Below are 20,411 nucleotides of genomic sequence, written 5' to 3' on the forward strand. Positions count from 1 at the left end.
GGTCATCGGCCCGGGAGCGCGACCGTCTTCGCGATCTTGTCGACCAGCGTCTGCGCCTTGGGATCCCACAGGGGGAACAACACGGCGACAAGCCATGGCAGGAAACAGATCACGTTGGCAACTAAGTAGATGAGCTGGCGGAGTAACGACATGCCGAAGCCGATCGGGCGGCCGGAGGCCTCTCCCACGATCCGGAATCCCATGATGGCCTTGCCGATACTGGAACCCGTTGTCCCCTGCCGGTAGCCGTAGTTCCATACGTAGTAGGCCAGCGCGAGAAGCCCGCACACCGCAACGGCCACCTGCCCCAGTGTGGAAGCCCCTGTGGCACAGAATGCGCCCAGGTCGTATTCCGAAGTCTCGGCGAGGCACACGGTCTCTCGGGTACCGAGCAGCAAACCGTAGCCGATGCCCTGCAGGATCAGCACCGGGACCGCGTCGATCAGGAATGCCAGCACCCGGGTGAACCACGACGTGTAGGCCGATTTGGGCAATGGCGCTATGGGCTCGACGTCCGGGTAACCGGGTGGCGGGGGCGCAAAACCGCCGGCAGGCGGCGGGGGCGGCGGGTAGCCACCGGGCGGTGGCGGCGGATAGTCCCCAGGAGGAGGCGGCGGCGGTTGCTCGGTCATGGGACGCCCTCCTGGTGAGGAATTAGCCTGCTCTGCGGCCAGAACCCTACCGGAGAAGTCGCCGCCCAGGCCGGTCCCGGCACCGACCGATTCCAGCGGTCAGTGCCGGTTTCGACCGCTTCCAGCGGTCAGCGCCCCACCGACCCCTTGGACAGCGAGCCGAGCAGATCATGGCGCGTCAGCACACCAATCGGTTTGCCGTCCTCGACGACCATCACCGCATCGCAGTCCCGCAACGTCTTCGCCGCGGTACCCAGCAGCTCACCGGACCCGATGAGCGGCAACGGCGCACTCATGTGCAGCGACACCGCATCGGCCAGCTTTGCCCGACCCTCGAAAACCGCTGATAGCAGCTCTCTTTCAGAGACGCTGCCGGCGACCTCGCCCGCCATCACCGGCGGTTCGGCACCCACGACCGGCATCTGGGAGACCCCATACTCGCGCAGGATGGTGATGGCGTCGCGCACCGTCTCCGACGGATGGGTGTGCACCAGATCCGGCAGCGCACCGGACTTGTGCCGCAGCACCTCGCCGACGGTGGGCTCGTCGATGGAGCCGTCGAGTCGGCTGCGCAGGAAGCCATACGAGGACATCCACGAATCGTTGAACACCTTGGACAGGTAGCCGCGCCCGCCGTCGGGCAGCAGCACGACCACCACCGCGTCGGGTCCGGCCTTCTCGGCGACCCGCAGCGCGGCGACGACGGCCATGCCGCACGATCCGCCGACCAGCAGCGCTTCCTCGCGGGCCAGCCGACGGGTCATATCGAAGGAATCGGCATCGGAGACGGCGATGATCTCGTCGGGAATGGCCGGGTCGTAGGCGCTGGGCCAGAAATCCTCGCCGACGCCTTCCACGAGGTAGGGCCTGCCGGTACCGCCCGAATACACCGAGCCCTCCGGGTCGGCGCCGATGATCTTCACCCGTCCGCCGGACACCTCCTTGAGGTAGCGACCGGTGCCGGTGATCGTCCCGCCAGTCCCCACCCCGGCGACGAAATGGGTGATCTTGCCGTCGGTGTCGGCCCAGATCTCCGGACCGGTGGTCTCGTAATGGCTGGCCGGACCCATCGGGTTCGAATACTGGTCGGGCTTCCACGCCCCGTCGATCTCCTCGACGAGTCGGTTGGACACGCTGTAGTAGCTCGCCGGATCGTCCGGGGCCACGGCGGTCGGGCAGACCACCACCTCGGCACCGTAGGCGCGCAGCACGTTGCGCTTGTCCTCGCTGACCTTGTCCGGGCAGACGAACACGCAGTGGTATCCGCGCTGCTGGGCCACCAGGGCCAGCCCGACGCCGGTGTTGCCCGAGGTGGGCTCGACGATGGTGCCCCCCGGCTTCAGCTCACCGGACGCCTCGGCCGCGTCGATCATCTTCACGGCGATGCGGTCCTTGGAACTGCCGCCGGGATTGAGGTATTCGACCTTGGCCGCCACTACACCGGCACCCGGTGGGACCACCGAGTTCAGCCGGACCAGCGGGGTGTTACCGATGAGCTCACTGATATGGCTGGCGATGCGCATGACACCTATCGTGTCAGGCTGCGCGCAGACTCACCACGTCGCCTCTCGGATGTACTCGCCGATCTGGCGCAACGAGCGCGTCGCTTCTCCGACGATCGGCGAGCACAGCTGGAAAACGTGGATCTGACCGGGCCAGATGCGCACCTCGACGGGGACCCCGGATTCGGCCAGCATCCGGGCCGCCTTTCGTGCATCGTTGAGCAGAACCTCCGAGCCCGACACGTGGATCAGGGTGCGGGGCAGGCCCGGTTCGATGTGCTCAAGCGGCTCGTAGACCTCCTGGCCGTGCCGCTTGGCTGACTCCTCGACGATGGCGCCGAGGGCCTCGATGGCGCGCGGCGGGAACATCGCATCGGTGCGCGAGTTGGGGTGCTGGGCACGGCTGTCGCTGTTGATCTCGAACAGCGGGGACATTGTCACCACCGCCGCGGGTGCCTCGCCGCCCTCGGCCTGCAAGCGCTGGGCGAGCGCGAGCGCGAGGTAGCCGCCGGCCGAATCACCGGCCAGGACGATGTTGGCGGGGTCATATCCGGTGAGCCGCAGCCATTTGTAGGCGTCGTAGCAGTCGTCGATGGCGCTGGCGATCGAGTGCTTGGGGATCATCCGGTAGTTGACGACGAACACTGGGCTGTCGGCGAACTTGGACAGCTCGGTGACCATGCGGCCGTGGGTGTTGGCACCACAGGTCAGGAACGCCCCACCGTGCAGGTAGAGGATCACCGACCGCTTGCCGTCGGCGGGCAGCACTCCGGCGGCGCGGATCAGTTGCGCGGTGCAGTGCGGTAGCGCGATCGTGGCGCGCACCGTGCCCGGGGCGGGCCGCAGGACGCGGGCGGCGAAATCCACGAGGCCGAACGGCCACGGCAGCTTCGGCACGTGCGATCCGATTGCCAGAGTTGGCTTGATCGTCATCATGGCTACCAGTCCGGCCAGCCTGCCCGCCAGTCCGGCTCCGTCTTCGACGATCTCGACGGGACGCCAGTCGCCAACCGGAAAACGCCGCGACTGACGAGCCCTAGCTGGGCTTATCGCTGCATGCGGGTCTCCTGAGACCCTGCTTGGTGCCGTCATCGCCACCACTTCCTACGCCGTTGTAGTGCCCGTCTGGCCGATAAGTAGTTAGCCAGGGGGTTGAATTTAGCTTGCCAGCCGTCAATTTGTTCAACAATGCCTGATTCATTTTTGATACCGCGTTCGATACCCCAATGTGACCGCGGTTACTCGCGCGCCCGCTGACTTTGTGAAATCGAGACCTAAGATCGTGATCGTGGGTCGTATCACGTCTGTTGCCGTGGCCGCCGCGGCGCTCGTCTCCACCGGTTCGGCCTACGTCGGCGCCCGCAACCTGCTGAGCGGCCAGGCCGACCAGGCCCGCCAGACCATCCCGAAATCCTGGGATGCGCCACCGCGCGCCGACGGTGTCTATGCCCCCGGCGGGGGGCCGGTGCAGCGGTGGACCCGGGACACCCCCGTCGACCTGCACCTGATGATCTTCGGTGACTCCACGGCCACCGGATACGGCAGCACCTGCGGGGACGAGGTGCCCGGTGTGCTGCTGGCCCGCGGGTTGGCCGAGGAGTCCGGTAAGCGGATCCGGCTGAGCACCAAGGCCATCGTCGGCGCCACCTCCAAGGGTCTGTCCGGACAGATCGACGCGATGTTCGTCGCCGGGCCACCGCCGGATGCGGCCGTCATCATGATCGGCGCCAACGACATCACCAAGCCCAACGGCCTGGGTCCGTCGGCCCGGCGGGTCGGCCAGGCGGTGGAACGGTTGCGCAGCGCGGGCGCGGTGGTCGTGGTGGGTACCTGCCCCGATTTCGGCGTCATCAAGGCCATCCCGCAGCCGCTGCGGTGGGTGACCCGCAATCGGGGTTTGCGGCTGGCGCGCGCCCAGGCCGCCGCGGTGCGCGCGGCCGGCGGGGTACCTGTGCCGTTCTCGGACCTGTTGGCCCCGCACTTCTACGAGGCACCCGAGCTGCTGTTCTCCGCCGATATGTTCCATCCGTCGGCAGCCGGCTACGAGCTGGCGGCCAAGCAGCTGCTGCCCGCGCTGTGTCAGGCCCTCGGCGAGTTCAACGCGGAGACGTCTACCGAGGCCGCCCTGGAATCCCGGATGGACGGCAGCGGTTCGCTGCTGGCCCGGATCGGCAATCTCAGCCGATTGTGGCGTCGTTCGACCGGGGTCCCCGCACCCATCGTGGTGACCGCGGGCTAGCGTAGAGCCAACCAAGCACTTGTTCACGGAGGTCAACATGCCCGAAGCCGTCATCGTCGCCACCGCACGCTCACCGATCGGTCGGGCGGGTAAGGGATCGCTGGTCACCATGCGTCCCGATGATCTGGCCGCGCAGATGGTCCGCGCCGCCCTGGACAAGGTGCCCTCGCTGGACCCCCGCGATATCGACGACCTGATGATGGGCAGCGCCCAGCCCGCCGGCGAGGCCGGTTACAACATCGGCCGCGCCGTCGCCGTCGAGCTCGGCTACGACTTCCTGCCCGGTACCACCGTCAACCGGTACTGTTCGTCGTCCCTGCAGACCACCCGGATGGCGTTCCACGCGATCAAGGCCGGCGAGGGTGACGTCTTCATCTCCGCCGGTGTCGAGACGGTCTCCCGGTTCGCCGTCGGCGCCGCCGATGGTGCGCCGAACTCCAAGAACCCCCTGTTCGACGAGGCGCAGGCGCGCACTATCAAGCAGGCCGAGGACGGGTCGACCTGGCACGATCCCCGCGAGGACGGTCTGATCCCGGACGTCTACATCGCCATGGGCCAGACCGCCGAGAACGTCGCCACCTACACCGGCATCAGCCGCGAGGATCAGGACCACTGGGGTGTGCGTTCGCAGAATCGCGCCGAGGAGGCCATCAAGAACGGCTTCTTCGAGCGTGAGATCTCCCCGGTGACCCTGCCCGACGGCACCGTCGTCTCCACCGATGACGGCCCGCGCGCCGGCACCACCTACGAGAAGATCAGCCAGCTCAAGCCGGTGTTCCGCCCGAACGGCACGATCACCGCAGGCAACGCCTGCCCGCTCAACGACGGCGCGGCGGCCGTCATCATCATGAGCGATACCAAGGCCAAGGAACTCGGCCTGACCCCGCTGGCGCGCATCGTGTCCACCGGTGTGTCCGGGCTGTCGCCGGAGATCATGGGCCTCGGCCCGATCGAGGCCATCCGCAAGGCGCTGGCCAAGGCAGGCAAGACGATCTCCGATATCGACCTGGTCGAGATCAACGAGGCGTTCGCGGTGCAGGTGCTGGGCTCGGCCCGTGAGCTGGGCATCGACGAGGACAAGCTGAACGTCTCTGGTGGCGCGATCGCGCTGGGTCATCCTTTCGGGATGACCGGCGCCCGCATCACCGCGACGCTGCTGAACAACCTGGCCACCCACGACAAGACCTTCGGCATCGAGTCGATGTGCGTCGGAGGTGGGCAGGGCATGGCGATGGTGGTCGAGCGCCTCTCCTGATTTTTCACGACGCCTTTCTCACGACGCCGCGGCGGGGGTGCGTACTGCGCCTCCGCCGCGGCGTCGTTGTGCATAAACTCCCTGCCGATGACCACACTCGGAACACCCCTGTCCCCGCACGCCACCCGGGTGATGCTGCTCGGCTCCGGTGAGCTCGGCCGTGAAGTCCTGATCGCGCTGCAGCGTCTCGGCGTCGAGACCATCGCCGTCGACCGCTACCCGAATGCGCCGGGGCATCAGATCGCCCACCATGCGCGCGTGCTCGCGATGACCGATGCCGACGCGCTGCGCGAGCTCATCGAGGCCGAGAAGCCTGATCTGGTGGTGCCCGAGATCGAGGCCATCGCGACCCCGGTGCTCGAGGAGCTCGAGGACGCCGGAGCGGTGCGGGTGATCCCGACGGCGCGGGCGGCCCGGCTCACGATGGACCGCGAGGGGATCCGGCGGCTGGCGGCCGAGACCCTCGGCGTGCCGACCAGTCCGTACCGATTCTGCGATTCGCTGGCCGAGCTTCAGTCCGCGGTCGACGAGATCGGCTACCCGTGCGTGGTCAAGCCGGTGATGAGCAGTTCGGGCAAGGGGCAGAGCAAGATCGACGGTCCCGACGGCGTCGAGCCCGCCTGGGAGTACGCCATGTCGGGCAGCCGGGTCAGCAACACCCGCATCATCGTCGAGGGTTTCATCGATTTCGACTACGAGATCACGCTGTTGACGGTGCGCAGTGTCGACGGGACCCAATTCTGCGAGCCGATCGGGCACCGACAGGTCAGCGGCGATTATGTGGAGAGCTGGCAGCCGCACCCGATGTCGGCCGCGGCACTGGAGTCGGCCCAGCAGATCGCCGCCGCGGTGACCGAAAATCTGGGCGGGCAGGGCATTTTCGGGGTCGAGCTGTTCGTCAAGGGTGACCAGGTGTGGTTCAGTGAGGTCAGTCCGCGCCCACACGACACCGGCATGGTCACGATGATCACGCAGTGGCAGAACGAGTTCGAGCTGCATGCGCGCGCCATCCTCGGCCTGCCGGTGGACACCACACTCAAGACGCCCGGCGCCAGCGCGGTCATCTACGGCGGTGTGGACGCCTCCGGAGTGGTGTTCGACGGGGTGGACGAGGCATTGCGGGTGCCGCGCACCGATATTCGGCTGTTCGGCAAACCGGAGAGCTTCGTCAAGCGCCGCATGGGTGTGGCGCTGGCCTACGACGCCGATGTCGACGCGGCGCGGGCCAATGCCACCGAGGCGGCGAGCCGGGTCACCCCGCGCGTCACCTAGCCGTTGACGGTGCAACCAGACCGGGTTCTCGACCTGATTCTCGGTCTGAGCGCACTGTCGACGACCACATGCGCGCCAGCCGCTGCAGAACGTCGGACCCGGAATGTCGTTTGGTCACACGGATCCGATTCCAGCCGAGTTCGGCGAGATCCTCGGATCGGACGATGTCCCAGGCGTACTGTGCAGGATCGCTCCGGTGGTGGTCTCCGTCGTACTCGACGGCCAGCTTCATGTCCTCCCATGCCATGTCCAGGTAGTACCGCCGCCGCCCGTCGGCGCTGACTACCGGGACCTGGGTCTGCGGCCGCCGATAGCCCGCGCGAATGATCAACAGGCGCAGCCAAGTCTCTCGGGGAGATTCCGAACCCGCATCGTGCAACCGGAGAGCCGTGGCAAGCTGACCCAGGCCCCGCTTCCCGCTGTGCCTGCAGTGCGCCCATTCCAGCACTTCTCGAGCACGGAAGCGTCTGGCGTGTCCCAGCGCGTCGAGTCGGGTGACCGCCTCGTCAAGCGAGCCGCGCCGGCCGAGATCGAAGACCGTACGGACGAGAGTGGTGGTCGGCAGACCCCACCGTCCAGCCTCGGTGATCTCGTCCTCGTGCAGATCGTGGTTGTAGGTCCGGATGCCGAGCGGCGGTCGACGATTGGACCAGATCAGTTCGGCGGGTTGCGAATCCTCTACATACTTCGCGCCGTGCAGCGCCGACGCGGTGAGCCCGCACAGGACGCCACGACGGCCAGACCACAGCCACGCGGCCAACGCCCGCTCGTCGAGGTTGAGTTCGACGTCGGGTGAAACGTAGATGTCGGGATGGATGGCCGTGAATCGGCGACCCAACTGATATTTCGAGATACGCCCGGCAGCGACGGCCTCGCTACCGATGAAGGGCTGCGCCATGTGTCGAGCGTGGTGCCTCGAGCGCCGTCAGCACACCCCCGGCGTCGGAATCTGTGGATAACGCGATGCCGACGGTGCACTCAGATCGACTTCTGAGCCGAAAAGTCGATCTGAGTGCACCGTCGACCGCACAAGGGCAACGAAAAAGGGCGCCCCGTGTGGGACGCCCTTTCTCTGGCCTAACTGCTAGTCGTTGTTGAAGTAACTGAGCAGACGCAGGATCTCCAGGTACAGCCACACCAGGGTGACCATCAGGCCAAGGGCGACGCCCCATGCGGCCTTCTCCGGAGCACCGGCGCGGATCATCTGGTCCGCGGCGTCGAAGTCGATCAGGAAGCTGAACGCCGCCAGCGCGATGCACAGCAGCGAGAAGCCGATCGCGATGGCGCCACCGTCGCGCAGGCCCATGCCCGCACCGCCGCCGACACCGAACAGGCCGAGCACCAGGTTCACCAACATCAGCGCGACCACACCGAACAGGCCCGCGACGATCATGCGGGTGAACTTCGGGGTGACGCGGATGGCGCCGGTCTTGTAGACCACCAGCATGCCGAAGAACACACCGAGTGTGCCGACGATCGCCTGGGCGATCATGCCGACGCCACCGACCGAGGCCAGGTTGGCGATGATGAACGACACCGCGCCGAGGAACAGACCTTCCAGCGCCGCGTAGCTCAGCACGATGGCCGGGTTGTCCTGCTTACGCCCGAACGTGGCGATGAGCACCAGCGCCAGGCCGCCGAGAGCACCCACCAGGGTGAACGGCGTGGCCAGGCTGAGGTTGGTGCTGACCAGGTAGTACGAGACGACCGCCACCGCCGTCAGGATCGCCAGGCTGATGCCCGTCTTGGTGACGACGTCGTCGATCGTCATCGGCCGGGAGACACCGGCCTGCTGCTGATCGGGGTATTGGGTTGCGGCATAAGGGTCCGCATGTACCTGCTGGGCACCGAAGCTTGCGGCTCCGGTACCGAATTGCGCGTATCCGCCCTGCTGCCCCTTGGGCAGGGATCGGAATACCGGGTTGCTGCTTTCGCGCACCGTAGGTCCTCTCCTTCAGTACTGGTGGTTCGATTTCCGAACACACAGTCAACGATCATTGCCGGGAACGGGTTCCCGCGATACCCCTGCACTGAGAGCGCTCTCAGGTATCGGCCGCGACCCCATTCCTGGGATGAAGCTGTGCAAACCCTACCCGTCGCACATCACGCGCGGACCACGAACTAGATTGCATTCGTGGCAGAAAACGAGGACATCCTAGTAACTGTCCGTAACGGTGTCGGCATCGTGACGTTGAACCGCCCCAAGGCGATCAACTCGCTCAACGCCGTCATGGTCGACGGACTGCAGCGGGCGCTGAACGCCTGGGAAAACGACGATGCGATCTCCGCCGTGCTGCTGACCGGTGCCGGTGAGCGCGGCCTGTGCGCCGGTGGTGACGTCGTCGCGCTCTATCACTCGGCACGCGGTGACGGCTCGTATGCCCGAAGATTCTGGTGGGACGAGTACCTGCTCAACGCCCACATCGGCCGCTTCACCAAGCCGTACGTCGCGCTGATGGACGGCATCGTGATGGGTGGCGGTGTCGGCGTGGCCGCGCACGGCAATGTCCGCGTGGTCACCGAGAAGACCAAGATGGGCATGCCCGAGGTCGGCATCGGGTTCATCCCCGACGTCGGCGGCACCTATCTGCTCTCCCGGGCACCGGGATCGTTGGGCCTGCACGCCGCACTGACCGGCGCCCCGTTCTCCGGCGCCGACGCCATCGCCCTCGGATTCGCCGACCACTTCGTCCCCCAGGCCCGCCTGGCCGACTTCGCCGAGGCGGTCGTCACCGACGGGCATCAGGACGCGCTGAACAGCTACGCCGAGGAGCCACCGGCCAGTGAACTTCTGACCCAACGGGATTGGATCGACACCTGCTACGCGGGCAGCACCGTCGCCGAGATCCTCGATGATCTGCGCGGCCATGACGACCCGGCCGCCCGCGCGGCCGCCGAGCTGATCGCCACCCGCTCCCCCATCGCACTGGCCGTCACGTTGACCGCGGTGCGCCGCGCGGCCCACCTGCCCACCCTGGAAGAGGTTCTGCACCAGGAGTTCCGGGTGTCGGTGGCGTCGATGAAGTCGCACGATTTCGTCGAGGGTATCCGCGCCCAGCTCGTCGACAAGGACCGCAACCCGCAGTGGTCGCCGGCCACCCTGGACGCCGTCGACGACGCCGCCGTCGACGCCTATTTCGCCTCCGCCGAACCCGATCTGACATTCCACGAGGAGCAATCATGAGTTTCGAGACCATCCTGGTGACCCGCGACGGCCGGGTCGGCACCATCACCCTGAACCGCCCCAAGGCGCTCAACGCGCTCAACAGTCAGGTGATGCACGAGGTCACCACCGCGGCAGCGGAATTCGACGACGACCCGGGTATCGGTGCGATCATCCTGACCGGTAGCGAGAAGGCCTTCGCCGCCGGCGCCGATATCAAGGAGATGGCCGACCTGTCCTTCGCCGACGTGTTCGGCCAGGACTTCTTCGCCCTGTGGGGCAAATTCGCGGCCACCCGGACCCCGACCATCGCCGCGGTCGCCGGGTACGCACTCGGCGGCGGCTGCGAACTGGCCATGATGTGCGATCTGCTGATCGCCGCCGACACCGCGAAGTTCGGCCAGCCCGAGATCAAGCTCGGTGTGCTGCCCGGCATGGGCGGCAGCCAGCGGTTGACCCGCGCGATCGGCAAGGCCAAGGCGATGGACCTGATCCTGACCGGGCGCACCATCGACGCCGCCGAAGCCGAACGCAGCGGTCTGGTGTCCCGCGTCGTGCCCGCCGACACCCTGCTCGACGAGGCCAACGCCACCGCCGCCACCATCGCCGGGATGTCGCTGTCGGCGGCACGGATGGCCAAGGAGGCGGTCAACCGCGCCTTCGAGTCGACGCTGACCGAGGGGCTGCTCTATGAGCGGCGGATCTTCCATTCGGCCTTCGCCACCGCAGACCAGAAGGAAGGCATGGCCGCGTTCACCGAGAAGCGCGCGCCGAACTTCACCCATCGCTAAGGTCGAGCGGTGACCGCCACCGCCGCACCGCAAGCTCCCGACGCGCCACCCAAGCGCGCGTGGTGGATTCGGCACTACACCTTCACCGGTACGGCGGTCGGCCTGGTTTTCATCTGGCTGTCGCTGACACCGTCGCTGTTACCGCGCGGGCCGTTGTTCCAGGGCCTCGTCAGCGGCGCGGCCGGCGGTATCGGCTATGGGCTCGGCGTTTTCGGTGTCTGGCTGTTCCGGTACATGCTGTCGCGGGACAGCACCCCGCCGCCGCCGAAGCGGGCCTGGCTGATCCTGGTCGTGGTCGGTGTCATCGGGCAGATCGCGGCGATCGTCTACTTCCATGTGTGGCAGGACGATATCCGGGATCTGATGGGGGTGCCGCGGCTCGGGTTCTGGGATCATCCGCTGACCGCCGTGTTGGCGATCGTTTTCCTGTTCGTGTTCGTCGAGCTCGGTCAGCTGGTCGGCAAGCTGATCCGTTACCTGGTGCGCCAACTGGAGCGCATCGCGCCGCCGCGGGTTTCCGGTGTGGTGGCGGTGGCGCTGGTGCTCGCGCTGAGCATCGCGTTACTCAACGGGATCGTGGTGCGCTTCGCGATGACCACCATCAACAGCACGTTCGAGAACGTCAACAACGAGGATGATCCCGACAATGCCGCTCCCACATCGACTTTGCGGTCCGGTGGCCCGCAGTCACTGGTCAGTTGGGAGTCGCTGGGGCATCAGGGTCGCAACTTCGTCGCAGGTGGCCCGACGGTGGAGGAGCTGACCGCGTTCAACGGGGCACCGGCCACCGAACCGATTCGCGCCTACGCCGGGCTGAACTCGGGCGACAATCTCAAGGCCGACGCCGCACTGGCCGCCGAGGAACTGCGCCGCACCGGCGGGCTGGACCGCGCGGTCATCGCGATCGCCACCACCACCGGAACCGGCTGGGTCAACGAGGCCGAGGCCTCCGCGCTGGAATACATGTACAACGGCGACACCGCGATCGTGTCGATGCAGTACTCGTTCCTCCCCAGCTGGATCTCGTTCCTCGTCGACCAGGAGAACGCGCTGCAGGCCGGGCAGGCGCTGTTCGAGGCGGTCGACGCGTTGGTGCGTGAGATGCCGCAGGCCGAACGCCCCAAACTGGTGGTGTTCGGCGAAAGCCTGGGTTCATTCGGCGGCGAGGCCCCGTTCCTGGCACTGAACAATCTGATCGCCCGCACCGACGGGGCGCTGTTCAGCGGTCCAACGTTCAAGAACACCATCTGGACGACACTCACCCGCGATCGCGACGCGGGATCCCCGGAGTGGCTGCCGATCTACGACCGCGGGGAGAACGTCCGGTTCTCGGCCCGCGCCGAACAGGATCTGGGCAGGCCGGATGCGCCGTGGGGGCAACCGCGCGTGGTCTATCTGCAGCATGCGTCGGACCCGATCTCGTGGTGGAACCCGGATCTGCTGTTCGCCAAACCCGATTGGCTCAGGGAACCCCGCGGTTACGACGTCTCACCCCGGATGGAGTGGATCCCGGTGGTGACCTTCCTGCAGGTGTCCGCCGATATGGCGGTCGCGGTGGATGTGCCCGACGGCCATGGCCACGTCTACGTGCGCGATGTCGCCAACGCGTGGGCGGCGATCCTGCAGCCGCCGGGCTGGACGCCGGCCAAGACCGACAAGCTGCGGCCGATTCTGCGCTCAGACGAGAACAGCTGACCGCAGTTCGGCGGGCAGGGCGTGATAACCGCCGATGACGTCGGTGGCCCGGTGTAGACCGAGGTCCTGCAACGCCGCGGCGGCCAGGCTGGAGGTGTAGCCCTCCGAGCACAGCACGATCCATTCCACGTCATCGTCGACGGCCTCGGGGATGCGGGCCTCGCTGGTCGGGTCGCACCGCCATTCCAGATGGTTACGTTCGATGACAAGGACCTGCGGAGACGCGGCGACCTCACCCTCCTGCGCCCGCTGCCAACCCGGCCGGATGTCCACCAGCAGTGCGCCACGGCGCAGCGCGGCAGGAACATCGGCGGCGGGGAGCCGACGCAACCGGGACCTGGCGGCGGCGAGCACCGCGTCGATGCGACTGGGCATGCGTCCTATCCTTCCGGGGCATCGGTCAGTTCGGTGCGGCTGCGACGCAGGGTGTTGCGCTCGGTCACCGAGTAGTACGACATCGCGGTCAGTGGCGGCGAGTAGGCGTGCACACTCAGTGTCGGCGCCGCCGGCACCGCAACCCCGCCCGCCGACACCGACTCGCGCGCCCACACCACATCGTGCACCCAGCCGAGCGGGAATGCGGCCTGATCACCGGCTTCCAACTGACGGTTACGTAATTCGGTGCCATCCCAACGGGTTTCACGCAGCGCACCGGAGACCACCGTCAGCGCACCGAGCGATCCGCCGTGATCGTGCAGTTCGGTCGACTTGTCGGGCACCCAGCTGATCAGCCAGATGTCGAGTTCGTCGTCCCCGTAGAGCCGCCGATACCAACGCTCGTCGACGGGTAGTCGGTCCCTGTCGATCAGCCGGTCGTACCGGCCGGAGAGCACGTCATCAGCGCACCGGTCGGTGGCGGCGAGCAGGTCGGGAAGGCGCAACCGGGTGGGCGCGGACACAGCGGGCGGGGCGAGCAGTGGGGCAACCATGGAAACGGAACTCCAGAAAAAGATAGGGACGGGTCGGCGCACTCAACGAGCGCGACAACAACCCCGCACACCCACGTTCTGAGCCCTCTCGGTCATGGACGCGAGTGTTGCATAGATTGGCCTCATGCGCCGCTACCCGATAGCTCTGCTCGCCACCGCCGCCGTCGCCCTGCTCGCCGGGTGCAGCTCCGCAGAACCCGAGCCGACGGCCAGCGCGACACCCTCGCAGACGCCGGCGAGCGATACGCCCCGACTGCCGGCGGAGGCCGCCGTCAGCGGAGCGGTGCGGGTGTCACCCGATGGGGTGACCACCGTCGTCGACGTCCCATCCGACGCCACCGAATCCGAATACGGCCAGGCCTGCCTGGCTGCCAAGCGGTGGTTCGACGAGCACCGGGAGCCGGTGGAGACCTACCTGAAGACCTTGCAGAGCGGCGGCGCCGCGGGCCCCGGCAGCTTCAACGCCGCGTGGACGGAGCTGACCCCGGCCCGCCAGGCCGGGGTCATCATGGCCGCCAACGCAGCATCGCGCGGCGAGTGCGGCTGAGGTTGCGATCACGGCGAGCAGAAGGCCCGTACCCGCGTGGCATCGTGATCGTCACAGTCCACGCGACCGACGACTCCGGTGCACCAGAATGGGGCCATGCGGATTGCGCTGGCGCTGGGCAGCGGGGGTGCGCGCGGGTACGCGCACATCGGGGTCATCAACGAGCTGCAGGACCGGGGCTATGAGATCGTCGGCGTCGCCGGATCGTCGATGGGCGCCCTCGTCGGCGGTCTGCACGCGGCGGGCAAGCTCGACGAGTTCTCGCACTGGGCGAGCTCGCTGACCCAGCGCGCGGTGCTGCGCCTGCTCGACCCGTCCTTGAACTCCCCTGGCGTGCTGCGTGCGGAGAAGATCCTGGACGCCGTGCGCGATATTCTCGGCGATGTCACCATCGAGGCGCTGCCCATCCCGTACACGTCGGTGGCCACCGATCTGATCAGCGGAAAGGCGGTGTGGCTGCAACGCGGCCCGCTCGATGACGCGATCCGCGCGTCGATCGCAATACCGGGGATCTTCACCCCGCATCTGCTCGACGGGCGGTTGCTGGCCGATGGCGGCATCCTCGACCCGTTGCCGATGGCGCCGATCGCGGCCGTCAACGCCGACCTGACCATCGCGGTGAGCCTGTCCGGTGACGACCCCGCGCCGGGGATCAACACGCCGCAGCCGCGGGTGACCACCGAGTTCCTCGGCAGGATGTGGCGCAGCACAACGGCATTGCTCGACACCGCCACCGCACAGCGGATGATGGACAGCCCGGCCGCCAAATCAGTACTCGGCCGGTTCAGCAGCGCGCTGGACGAGGCACCGGAGGAACCCGCCGAGGGTGTGCCCGCGCTACCGCGGCTCGGCAGCTTCGAGATCATGAACCGCACCATCGATATCGCCCAGGCCGCACTGGCCCGGCACACGCTGGCGACCTATCCGCCGGATCTGCTGATCGAGGTGCCGCGCACGGCCTGCCGCAGCCTGGAGTATCACCGCGCCGAGGAGGTCATCGAGATCGGTCAGGAGCTCGCGGCGGCCGCCCTCGACGCCATGGACTAGTCGCCAAGGAACCCGCTCAGCGCCGCGGCCACCCGGCGGCCCTGTGCGAATCCGGCGACGGCCGACGGCACGCGGCAGGCGGGGTCCAACGGGTTGGCTCCGAACGCGGCCAGCGCGTCGTCATCGGCGAACACCGCGAACGTCGTACCACCGAATGCGGCGATCTCGGTGGCGGCCCCGTCACCGAACGGTGCCGGGGCGTCCGCCCCGGCGGGCACCAGCACCACCGCGCGGCCGCAGTCCGCCGCCACCGGCATGTGCACGGTGCTGAGCACTCCCCCGTCCATATAGCGCGCGGCCCCGATGGTCACCGGGGGCCACACCCCCGGCACCGCACAGCTCGCCGCGACGGCGTCGACCAACGGCACCCCGGAGTCGGCGGTGAACACCGCCAGCTCACCGGATGCGGTGTCGATGGCGGTGATCCGCAGCGCCCGCCGCGGCCAGTCGTGCGAGGGCAACCGGTGCCCGATGATCGCCCGACGTGTCGATTCGGGCACGGTATCGGCGTCCAGCGCGATCTCGCCGATGCGCCGCAGCCGCTCGGCGTTGTCCCTGGTGCCGGTCAGCGCTTGCAGGAAGACCGCCGTGATGTCCTCGATGCTGACGCCGGGATCGAGCTCGTGGGTGTCGGCGGCGACCTGACGGTCGTACAGCCGGGCGATGGCGGTACAGCTGCCGATCTGCGCCGCCACCGCCGATCCGGCCGACGTGCCCACCAGCACGTCGGCACCCAACACGGCGGCGGCGGTCTGCGGCGACTGCTCGGCGATACCGGCCAGCACACCGGTCTCCCAAGCGATACCGGCCAACCCGCCACCGGCGAGCACCAGCGCGAGCTCGGTCATCCTCGATGCAGGCCGGGTGCGGCCTTGGCGCCGAACAACGGCAGGTCCAGATAGGTCGCCACCCCGGGCGGTGCCGCGCACACGGCAGGAATCGAGTTGACGCAGTGCGCGGCGGTGGCCACCACACCCGGCTCGGGCCCCTGCTCACCGACCTCACCCTGGAAGCCGGTGATGACCACCGAGAAGTCCGGGTTGCCCGCGACCTGCATCTCATAACGCTGACCTTGCGGTCCGAAATCCCATGGCGGATCGAGGTTTTCTTCACCCATCAACCAGTTCACCGTCACCCTGACCACCACCTCGTCGCCGACGAGCGCCTCCCAGTGGAACTTCCGGCCGGCCACCTGGCCCGGTTCGATGGTTCCTATCGGCGAGTCGATCGGCGCGGTCGCCACCGCAATCTCCTGCCGGGCAACGATTTTTGAATCCGCCGCGAAGCCGAAGGCGTCGACGCACATCTTCACGGCCTGGATGAACCCGCCGTCGAGCAGTTTCTGCATCGGGCCGGACAGCGCCTTGTCCGGGGTCTCACCGAAACCCATCACGTGCCGCACCACATCGGGCGCATCATAGGTGCGCAAATCGGAGAACTCTTCGGCCCGAACGAAAGTCACGCCGGTGGACATCGCCGAGAACAGGATCGGGAACTTCTCGCTGATACCGCCGGGGGCTATCCCGGTGCCGTGCAGGGTCGCGTTCCCCGCCAGGCCTGCCTCGCGCATCGGCGCGGCCTGCTTCTCGCTGGGATATACCCAGCCCACGGGGGTGACGACGTTCTTGCCGGAGCGCAGCAGGGCGGCTACCTCGTCGGGATTCGGCAACAGCGGCGCATAGACGACGGCGTCGGCATCGAGTGCCAGGATGTCCTCGAGGCTGGTGGTGGCGAGCACGCCGATGGGATCACCGCCGATCAGCTCGCCGACATCACGGCCGTTCTTGTCGGCCGAATGCACCCAGCAACCCACGAGTTCGAGGTCGGGATGGTCCAGGACTCCCTTGATGGCGGCCGTGCCCACTCCGCCGGTGGCCCACTGCACGACTCGCAGCGCCATCGCCGCCCCTTCCGATCACCAGTCCTACGCGAAACTAGAACACGTTCTACCATCTTGCGGGGCGGCGCGAAGGGGCATCCGGGCACAATCGTTGACCATGGACAGCCCTGGACTGGACTTCGGAGTGCTCGGTCCGCTGCAACTGCGCATCGCCGGGGAACCCGTCGCGCTGGGCACGCCCAAGCAGCGGGCGGTGCTGGCCATGCTGGTGATGAGCCGCAACCGTCCGGTCAGCAGCGACGCGTTGGTGACCGCGGCCTGGGAACAGTTCCCCCCGCCGGAGCCCAAGGCCAGCCTGCACTCCTACGTGTCCAACCTGCGCAAACTCATCGGCAGTTCGGGTGCCGACGGCCGGTCCGTGCTGGCCGCCGCCCCGCCCGGGTATCGCCTGAGCGTCGCGGATCCGCACTGCGATATCGGCCGTTTCGTGGCGGCAAAGAACGCGGGCGTGCAGGCTGCCGCCGAAAGCCGCTTCGAGCAGGCGAGCGCTCACCTTGCCGAGGCGCTGGCACAGTGGCGCGGACCCGTGCTCGACGATCTGCGCGACTTCGAGTTCGTCGGCCCGTTCGCGACGGCGTTGACCGAGGACAAAGTCGTCACCCATACCGCGCACGCCGAGGCCGAAATCGCTTGCAACCGGGGCTATGCCGTGATCGGTACGTTGGAGCAGTTGGTGGCCGAGCATCCATACCGGGAGCCGCTATGGGCACAGCTGATCACCGCCTACTACCTCAGCGACCGACAATCCGATGCCCTCGACGCCTATCAGCGGCTGCGCACGACGCTGGCCGACGATCTCGGTATCGACCCGGGCCCGACGGTGCGCCTGCTGGCCGAACGCATCCTGCGTCAGGAGCCGCTCGACGCCCGCCGGAGCGCGCGCACCACCGCGGTGCACCAGATCTCGCGGATCGACCTGCGTACCGCGGTGAGCGCACCGTCCGCGCCCGCCCAGTTGCGCGCCGAATCCGGCCGGGTGCATCCGCTGGCGGCGGCCGCTACCCGCATCGGCCGCCTGCCCGACAACGACATCGTCCTCGACGACGTGCGGGTCAGCCGTCATCACGCCGTGCTGATCGATACCGGCACCAGCTTCGTGATCACCGATCTGCGCTCGGCCAACGGTGTCGAGGTCTGCGGAAGGCGCATCCGGGGCACCGCCACCCTCACCCACGGTGATCGCATCCGGGTATGCGATCACGAGTATGTGTTCGAGATCGTGCGCCACGACCGCGCGACCGGGGGTGAGTCTCCCGCCGACGCACTAGTGTGATGAACCGAATTGCGGACGGGGGCAGGTAGATGAGCGAGCCGACATCGCGGGTCGGAACGGAGTTCGGCAGGTACCGGCTGCGCCGACTGATCGGGCGCGGCGGCATGGGTGAGGTCTACGAGGCCGAGGACACCGAGAAGGACCGCATCGTCGCGCTGAAGTTGTTGCCGCAGGGCGTATCCCACGATCCCGTGTTTCGCAAGCGGTTACAGCGCGAGGCGCACTCGGCGGGCCGGCTGCAGGAACCCCACGTGGTGCCGATCCATGATTACGGCGAGATCGACGGCGTGCTCTATGTCGACATGCGCATGATCAACGGTGCCGACCTACGCAAGATCCTCAAGAGCTATGGCCCGATGACCCCGGCCCGCGCGGTCGCCATCGTGCGCCAGATCGCCTCCGCTCTGGACGCCGCACACGAGAGCGGCATCATGCATCGTGACGTCAAGCCGGAGAACATCCTGATCACCCGCGACGATTTCGCGTATCTGGTGGACTTCGGTATCGCCAATGCCGCCAGCGATGAGAAACTCACCGAATTGGGCACGGCGGTAGGGACTTACGCCTACATGGCGCCCGAGCGCTTCACCGGCGACGAGGTGACCTACCGGGCCGATGTCTATGCGCTGACCTGCGTGCTGCACGAGTGCCTGACCGGTTCACAGCCGTTTCCGGGCGACAGTGTCAGCATGGTCATCACCGCCCACCTGATGCAGCCGGTGCCTGCGCCCAGCACGGTGCGCCCCGGCATCCCCGCCGCGTTCGACCGGGTGATCTCCCGCGGCATGGCCAAGAAGCCAACCGACCGCTTCGCCAGCGCCGGGGACCTGGCCGCGGCTGCTACCGATGCACTCAGCGTGCGCGATCAGGACCAAGCCGCCCATATCGTGCAGCGTGGCGAGGCCGCCACCATGCCCGGTCCGTTGTTCGGGGTGCCGCCGCAGGTGCCCGGTGCCACCCCGCCGCCGGGCGCGACGCCGGGGTTCGGTGTGACGCCACGACCGTTCAGCGCCGCGCCCCCGTACCCGTCCGGGCCGCAGTGGAACGCACCAGGCCCACCACCACCACCACCGCCGAGGAAGAAGAGGACCTGGGTCCCAGTGGCCGCGGTGGCCGGTGTGCTGATCCTGGTGCTGGGCGCCGTCGGCATCTTCCTTTTGGTGCAGCCCGAGGACAATAGGGCCACCGGGCCGAAGACGAGCGCCTCGGCTGCCCCCGACACGTCCTCGACCCGGGCCACCCGTACGACGCGCGCACCGGACCCGGCCGCGATGGCGGACAAACTGTTGGGGATGCTGCCGCAGGGCTACGCGCCGGGGGTCTGCCAGCCGGTGCGTCCGCCCGTGACCGGAGCGCTGGCCACCGTCGACTGCGGGCAGTCCGATCTGCCCGGCGGTCCCACGACGTCGCGGTACTCGCTGTTCACTGATCAGGGCGCGTTGCGCGCGCACTTCGAGGACGCCATCGCCGAGGCTTCCGATCTGTTCCCGTGCCCGGCAAGCGACCTCGACTCGCCCACCACCTGGCACTACACCGAGACCCCCAGCACAGTGGAGGGGTCCATCGCGTGCGGTGTGTACGAGGGCGGCCCTGACCTGACCTGGACCAAGAACGACGGTCTGATCCTCGGCAACGCTCAGGGCCCAACCATCGAAGACCTGCACCAGTGGTGGCTGACCTACGGCTGATCGGCACGCCAAGAATCCGCCAAGTGCGCCGTTGGATCCTGTGGGCACACACCCGGACACGCCGGGTCGGCCTCTGACGGAGATCCACGATGTACAGCACCACACGCCTGCTCCAGCTGACGGGTACCGCCCTGGTCACGGGTGCGATCGCGGTGTTGGTTGCCGCGCCGGCGAGTGCGGTCACCTCGGCGGCGGACTCGGCCTTCCTGGCCGATCTGCGCGCCGAGGGCATCGGTTACGAGTCGGCCGGTGAGGTGATCGCCAATGCATACCAGGTGTGCAGCGAGCTCGACTCGGGAATCAGCGCCACGGCGATCGGGCTGGAAATCATGGACTACATCGGCATCAACGCCCGCCAGGCTGCGGCGTTCTTGGTCAACTCGATCGACTACTACTGCCCGCAGCACGCGGGAGCCTTCGGCTGACGCAGCGGCGGGTTATGTTGACCTGACCGCAAAGCAGCGCGAAAGGGACAGCT

At 67.7% G+C, this 20,411-nt stretch carries 20 protein-coding genes; 11 read left to right on the forward strand and 9 right to left on the reverse strand.

Annotated features, from left to right (window positions below; translation table 11 throughout):
* Positions 1-2 precede the first annotated feature (2 nt).
* From PGN27_RS08535 to PGN27_RS08545, 3 genes are all read right to left on the reverse strand, one after another.
* Positions 3-632, reverse strand: coding sequence for an Rv1078 family RDD domain-containing protein (locus tag PGN27_RS08535; RefSeq protein ID WP_335325746.1), 630 nt, complete (start codon positions 630-632; stop codon positions 3-5).
* Between the two features lie 128 nt (positions 633-760).
* A complete protein-coding gene (locus PGN27_RS08540; protein WP_030136301.1) occupies positions 761-2,155 on the reverse strand; it encodes a cystathionine beta-synthase in 1,395 nt (464 codons plus the stop codon).
* A gap of 30 nt (positions 2,156-2,185) precedes the next feature.
* On the reverse strand, positions 2,186-3,226 hold the full coding sequence (locus PGN27_RS08545) for an alpha/beta hydrolase (RefSeq protein WP_335325747.1): 1,041 nt from the start codon (positions 3,224-3,226) through the stop codon (positions 2,186-2,188).
* 190 nt (positions 3,227-3,416) lie between these two features.
* On the opposite strand from PGN27_RS08545, the gene PGN27_RS08550 reads away from it, so the two are divergent.
* The 3 genes from PGN27_RS08550 to purT all read left to right on the forward strand — a co-directional run bounded on the left by PGN27_RS08550 (position 3,417) and on the right by purT (position 6,900).
* Positions 3,417-4,373, forward strand: a complete 957-nt coding sequence (locus PGN27_RS08550; RefSeq protein WP_335325748.1) for an SGNH/GDSL hydrolase family protein — start codon at positions 3,417-3,419, stop codon at positions 4,371-4,373.
* A gap of 37 nt (positions 4,374-4,410) precedes the next feature.
* The gene (locus PGN27_RS08555; protein WP_335325749.1) at positions 4,411-5,628 is read left to right on the forward strand and encodes an acetyl-CoA C-acetyltransferase; all 1,218 of its coding nucleotides are present in this window, start codon (positions 4,411-4,413) and stop codon (positions 5,626-5,628) included.
* 87 nt (positions 5,629-5,715) lie between these two features.
* A complete protein-coding gene (gene purT, locus PGN27_RS08560; RefSeq protein ID WP_335325750.1) occupies positions 5,716-6,900 on the forward strand; it encodes a formate-dependent phosphoribosylglycinamide formyltransferase in 1,185 nt (394 codons plus the stop codon).
* On the opposite strand, the gene PGN27_RS08565 is transcribed toward purT, so the two are convergent.
* Both PGN27_RS08565 and PGN27_RS08570 read right to left on the reverse strand, forming a co-directional pair.
* Positions 6,893-7,798 (reverse strand): hypothetical protein, encoded by a 906-nt coding sequence (locus tag PGN27_RS08565; RefSeq protein WP_335325751.1) that lies wholly within the window; start codon positions 7,796-7,798, stop codon positions 6,893-6,895. The two genes, purT and PGN27_RS08565, sit on opposite strands and share 8 nt — an antisense overlap.
* Before the next feature lie 186 nt (positions 7,799-7,984).
* Positions 7,985-8,839, reverse strand: a complete 855-nt coding sequence (locus PGN27_RS08570) for a Bax inhibitor-1/YccA family protein (RefSeq protein WP_019511387.1) — start codon at positions 8,837-8,839, stop codon at positions 7,985-7,987.
* A gap of 195 nt (positions 8,840-9,034) precedes the next feature.
* Between PGN27_RS08570 and PGN27_RS08575 the strand changes: the two genes are divergently transcribed.
* From PGN27_RS08575 to PGN27_RS08585, 3 genes are read left to right on the forward strand one after another with little or no spacing between them, the layout of a single operon-like run.
* Entirely contained in the window at positions 9,035-10,084 is a 1,050-nt protein-coding gene (locus tag PGN27_RS08575) for an enoyl-CoA hydratase/isomerase family protein (RefSeq protein ID WP_335325752.1), read from the forward strand.
* Positions 10,081-10,854 (forward strand): enoyl-CoA hydratase, encoded by a 774-nt coding sequence (locus PGN27_RS08580; RefSeq protein ID WP_335325753.1) that lies wholly within the window; start codon positions 10,081-10,083, stop codon positions 10,852-10,854. Before PGN27_RS08575 ends, PGN27_RS08580 begins: the two co-directional genes overlap by 4 nt.
* Positions 10,855-10,863: 9 nt before the next feature.
* Positions 10,864-12,549 carry an alpha/beta hydrolase gene (locus PGN27_RS08585; protein WP_335325754.1) on the forward strand — a complete coding sequence of 562 codons (1,686 nt, stop codon included), beginning with the start codon at positions 10,864-10,866 and terminating at the stop codon, positions 12,547-12,549.
* Here the strand turns inward: PGN27_RS08585 and PGN27_RS08590 are convergent.
* Positions 12,532-12,924: a rhodanese-like domain-containing protein gene (locus PGN27_RS08590; RefSeq protein WP_030136310.1), complete on the reverse strand. Its 393-nt coding sequence runs from the start codon at positions 12,922-12,924 to the stop codon at positions 12,532-12,534. The two genes, PGN27_RS08585 and PGN27_RS08590, sit on opposite strands and share 18 nt — an antisense overlap.
* Positions 12,925-12,929: 5 nt before the next feature.
* Positions 12,930-13,478: a cysteine dioxygenase gene (locus PGN27_RS08595; protein WP_335325755.1), complete on the reverse strand. Its 549-nt coding sequence runs from the start codon at positions 13,476-13,478 to the stop codon at positions 12,930-12,932.
* 124 nt (positions 13,479-13,602) lie between these two features.
* Between PGN27_RS08595 and PGN27_RS08600 the strand changes: the two genes are divergently transcribed.
* Entirely contained in the window at positions 13,603-14,025 is a 423-nt protein-coding gene (locus PGN27_RS08600; protein ID WP_335325756.1) for a lipoprotein LpqV, read from the forward strand.
* A gap of 96 nt (positions 14,026-14,121) precedes the next feature.
* On the forward strand, positions 14,122-15,072 hold the full coding sequence (locus PGN27_RS08605; protein WP_335325757.1) for a patatin-like phospholipase family protein: 951 nt from the start codon (positions 14,122-14,124) through the stop codon (positions 15,070-15,072).
* Here the strand turns inward: PGN27_RS08605 and PGN27_RS08610 are convergent.
* On the reverse strand, positions 15,069-15,920 hold the full coding sequence (locus PGN27_RS08610; protein ID WP_335325758.1) for a patatin-like phospholipase family protein: 852 nt from the start codon (positions 15,918-15,920) through the stop codon (positions 15,069-15,071). The genes PGN27_RS08605 and PGN27_RS08610 overlap by 4 nt on opposite strands.
* Entirely contained in the window at positions 15,917-16,972 is a 1,056-nt protein-coding gene (locus PGN27_RS08615) for an NAD(P)H-dependent amine dehydrogenase family protein (RefSeq protein WP_335325759.1), read from the reverse strand. Before PGN27_RS08615 ends, PGN27_RS08610 begins: the two co-directional genes overlap by 4 nt.
* Before the next feature lie 97 nt (positions 16,973-17,069).
* On the opposite strand from PGN27_RS08615, the gene PGN27_RS08620 reads away from it, so the two are divergent.
* The 3 genes from PGN27_RS08620 (at position 17,070) to PGN27_RS08630 (ending at position 20,358) form a co-directional block, all read left to right on the forward strand.
* Complete coding sequence (locus tag PGN27_RS08620; protein ID WP_335325760.1) at positions 17,070-18,245, forward strand: BTAD domain-containing putative transcriptional regulator; 1,176 nt, start codon at positions 17,070-17,072, stop codon at positions 18,243-18,245.
* A 29-nt stretch (positions 18,246-18,274) separates the two neighbouring features.
* Positions 18,275-19,933: a serine/threonine-protein kinase gene (locus PGN27_RS08625; protein ID WP_335325761.1), complete on the forward strand. Its 1,659-nt coding sequence runs from the start codon at positions 18,275-18,277 to the stop codon at positions 19,931-19,933.
* 89 nt (positions 19,934-20,022) lie between these two features.
* Positions 20,023-20,358, forward strand: coding sequence for a DUF732 domain-containing protein (locus PGN27_RS08630; RefSeq protein ID WP_335325762.1), 336 nt, complete (start codon positions 20,023-20,025; stop codon positions 20,356-20,358).
* Positions 20,359-20,411: the final 53 nt, after the last annotated feature.

Source organism: Mycolicibacterium neoaurum, assembly GCF_036946495.1.
GTDB lineage: Bacteria > Actinomycetota > Actinomycetes > Mycobacteriales > Mycobacteriaceae > Mycobacterium > Mycobacterium neoaurum_B.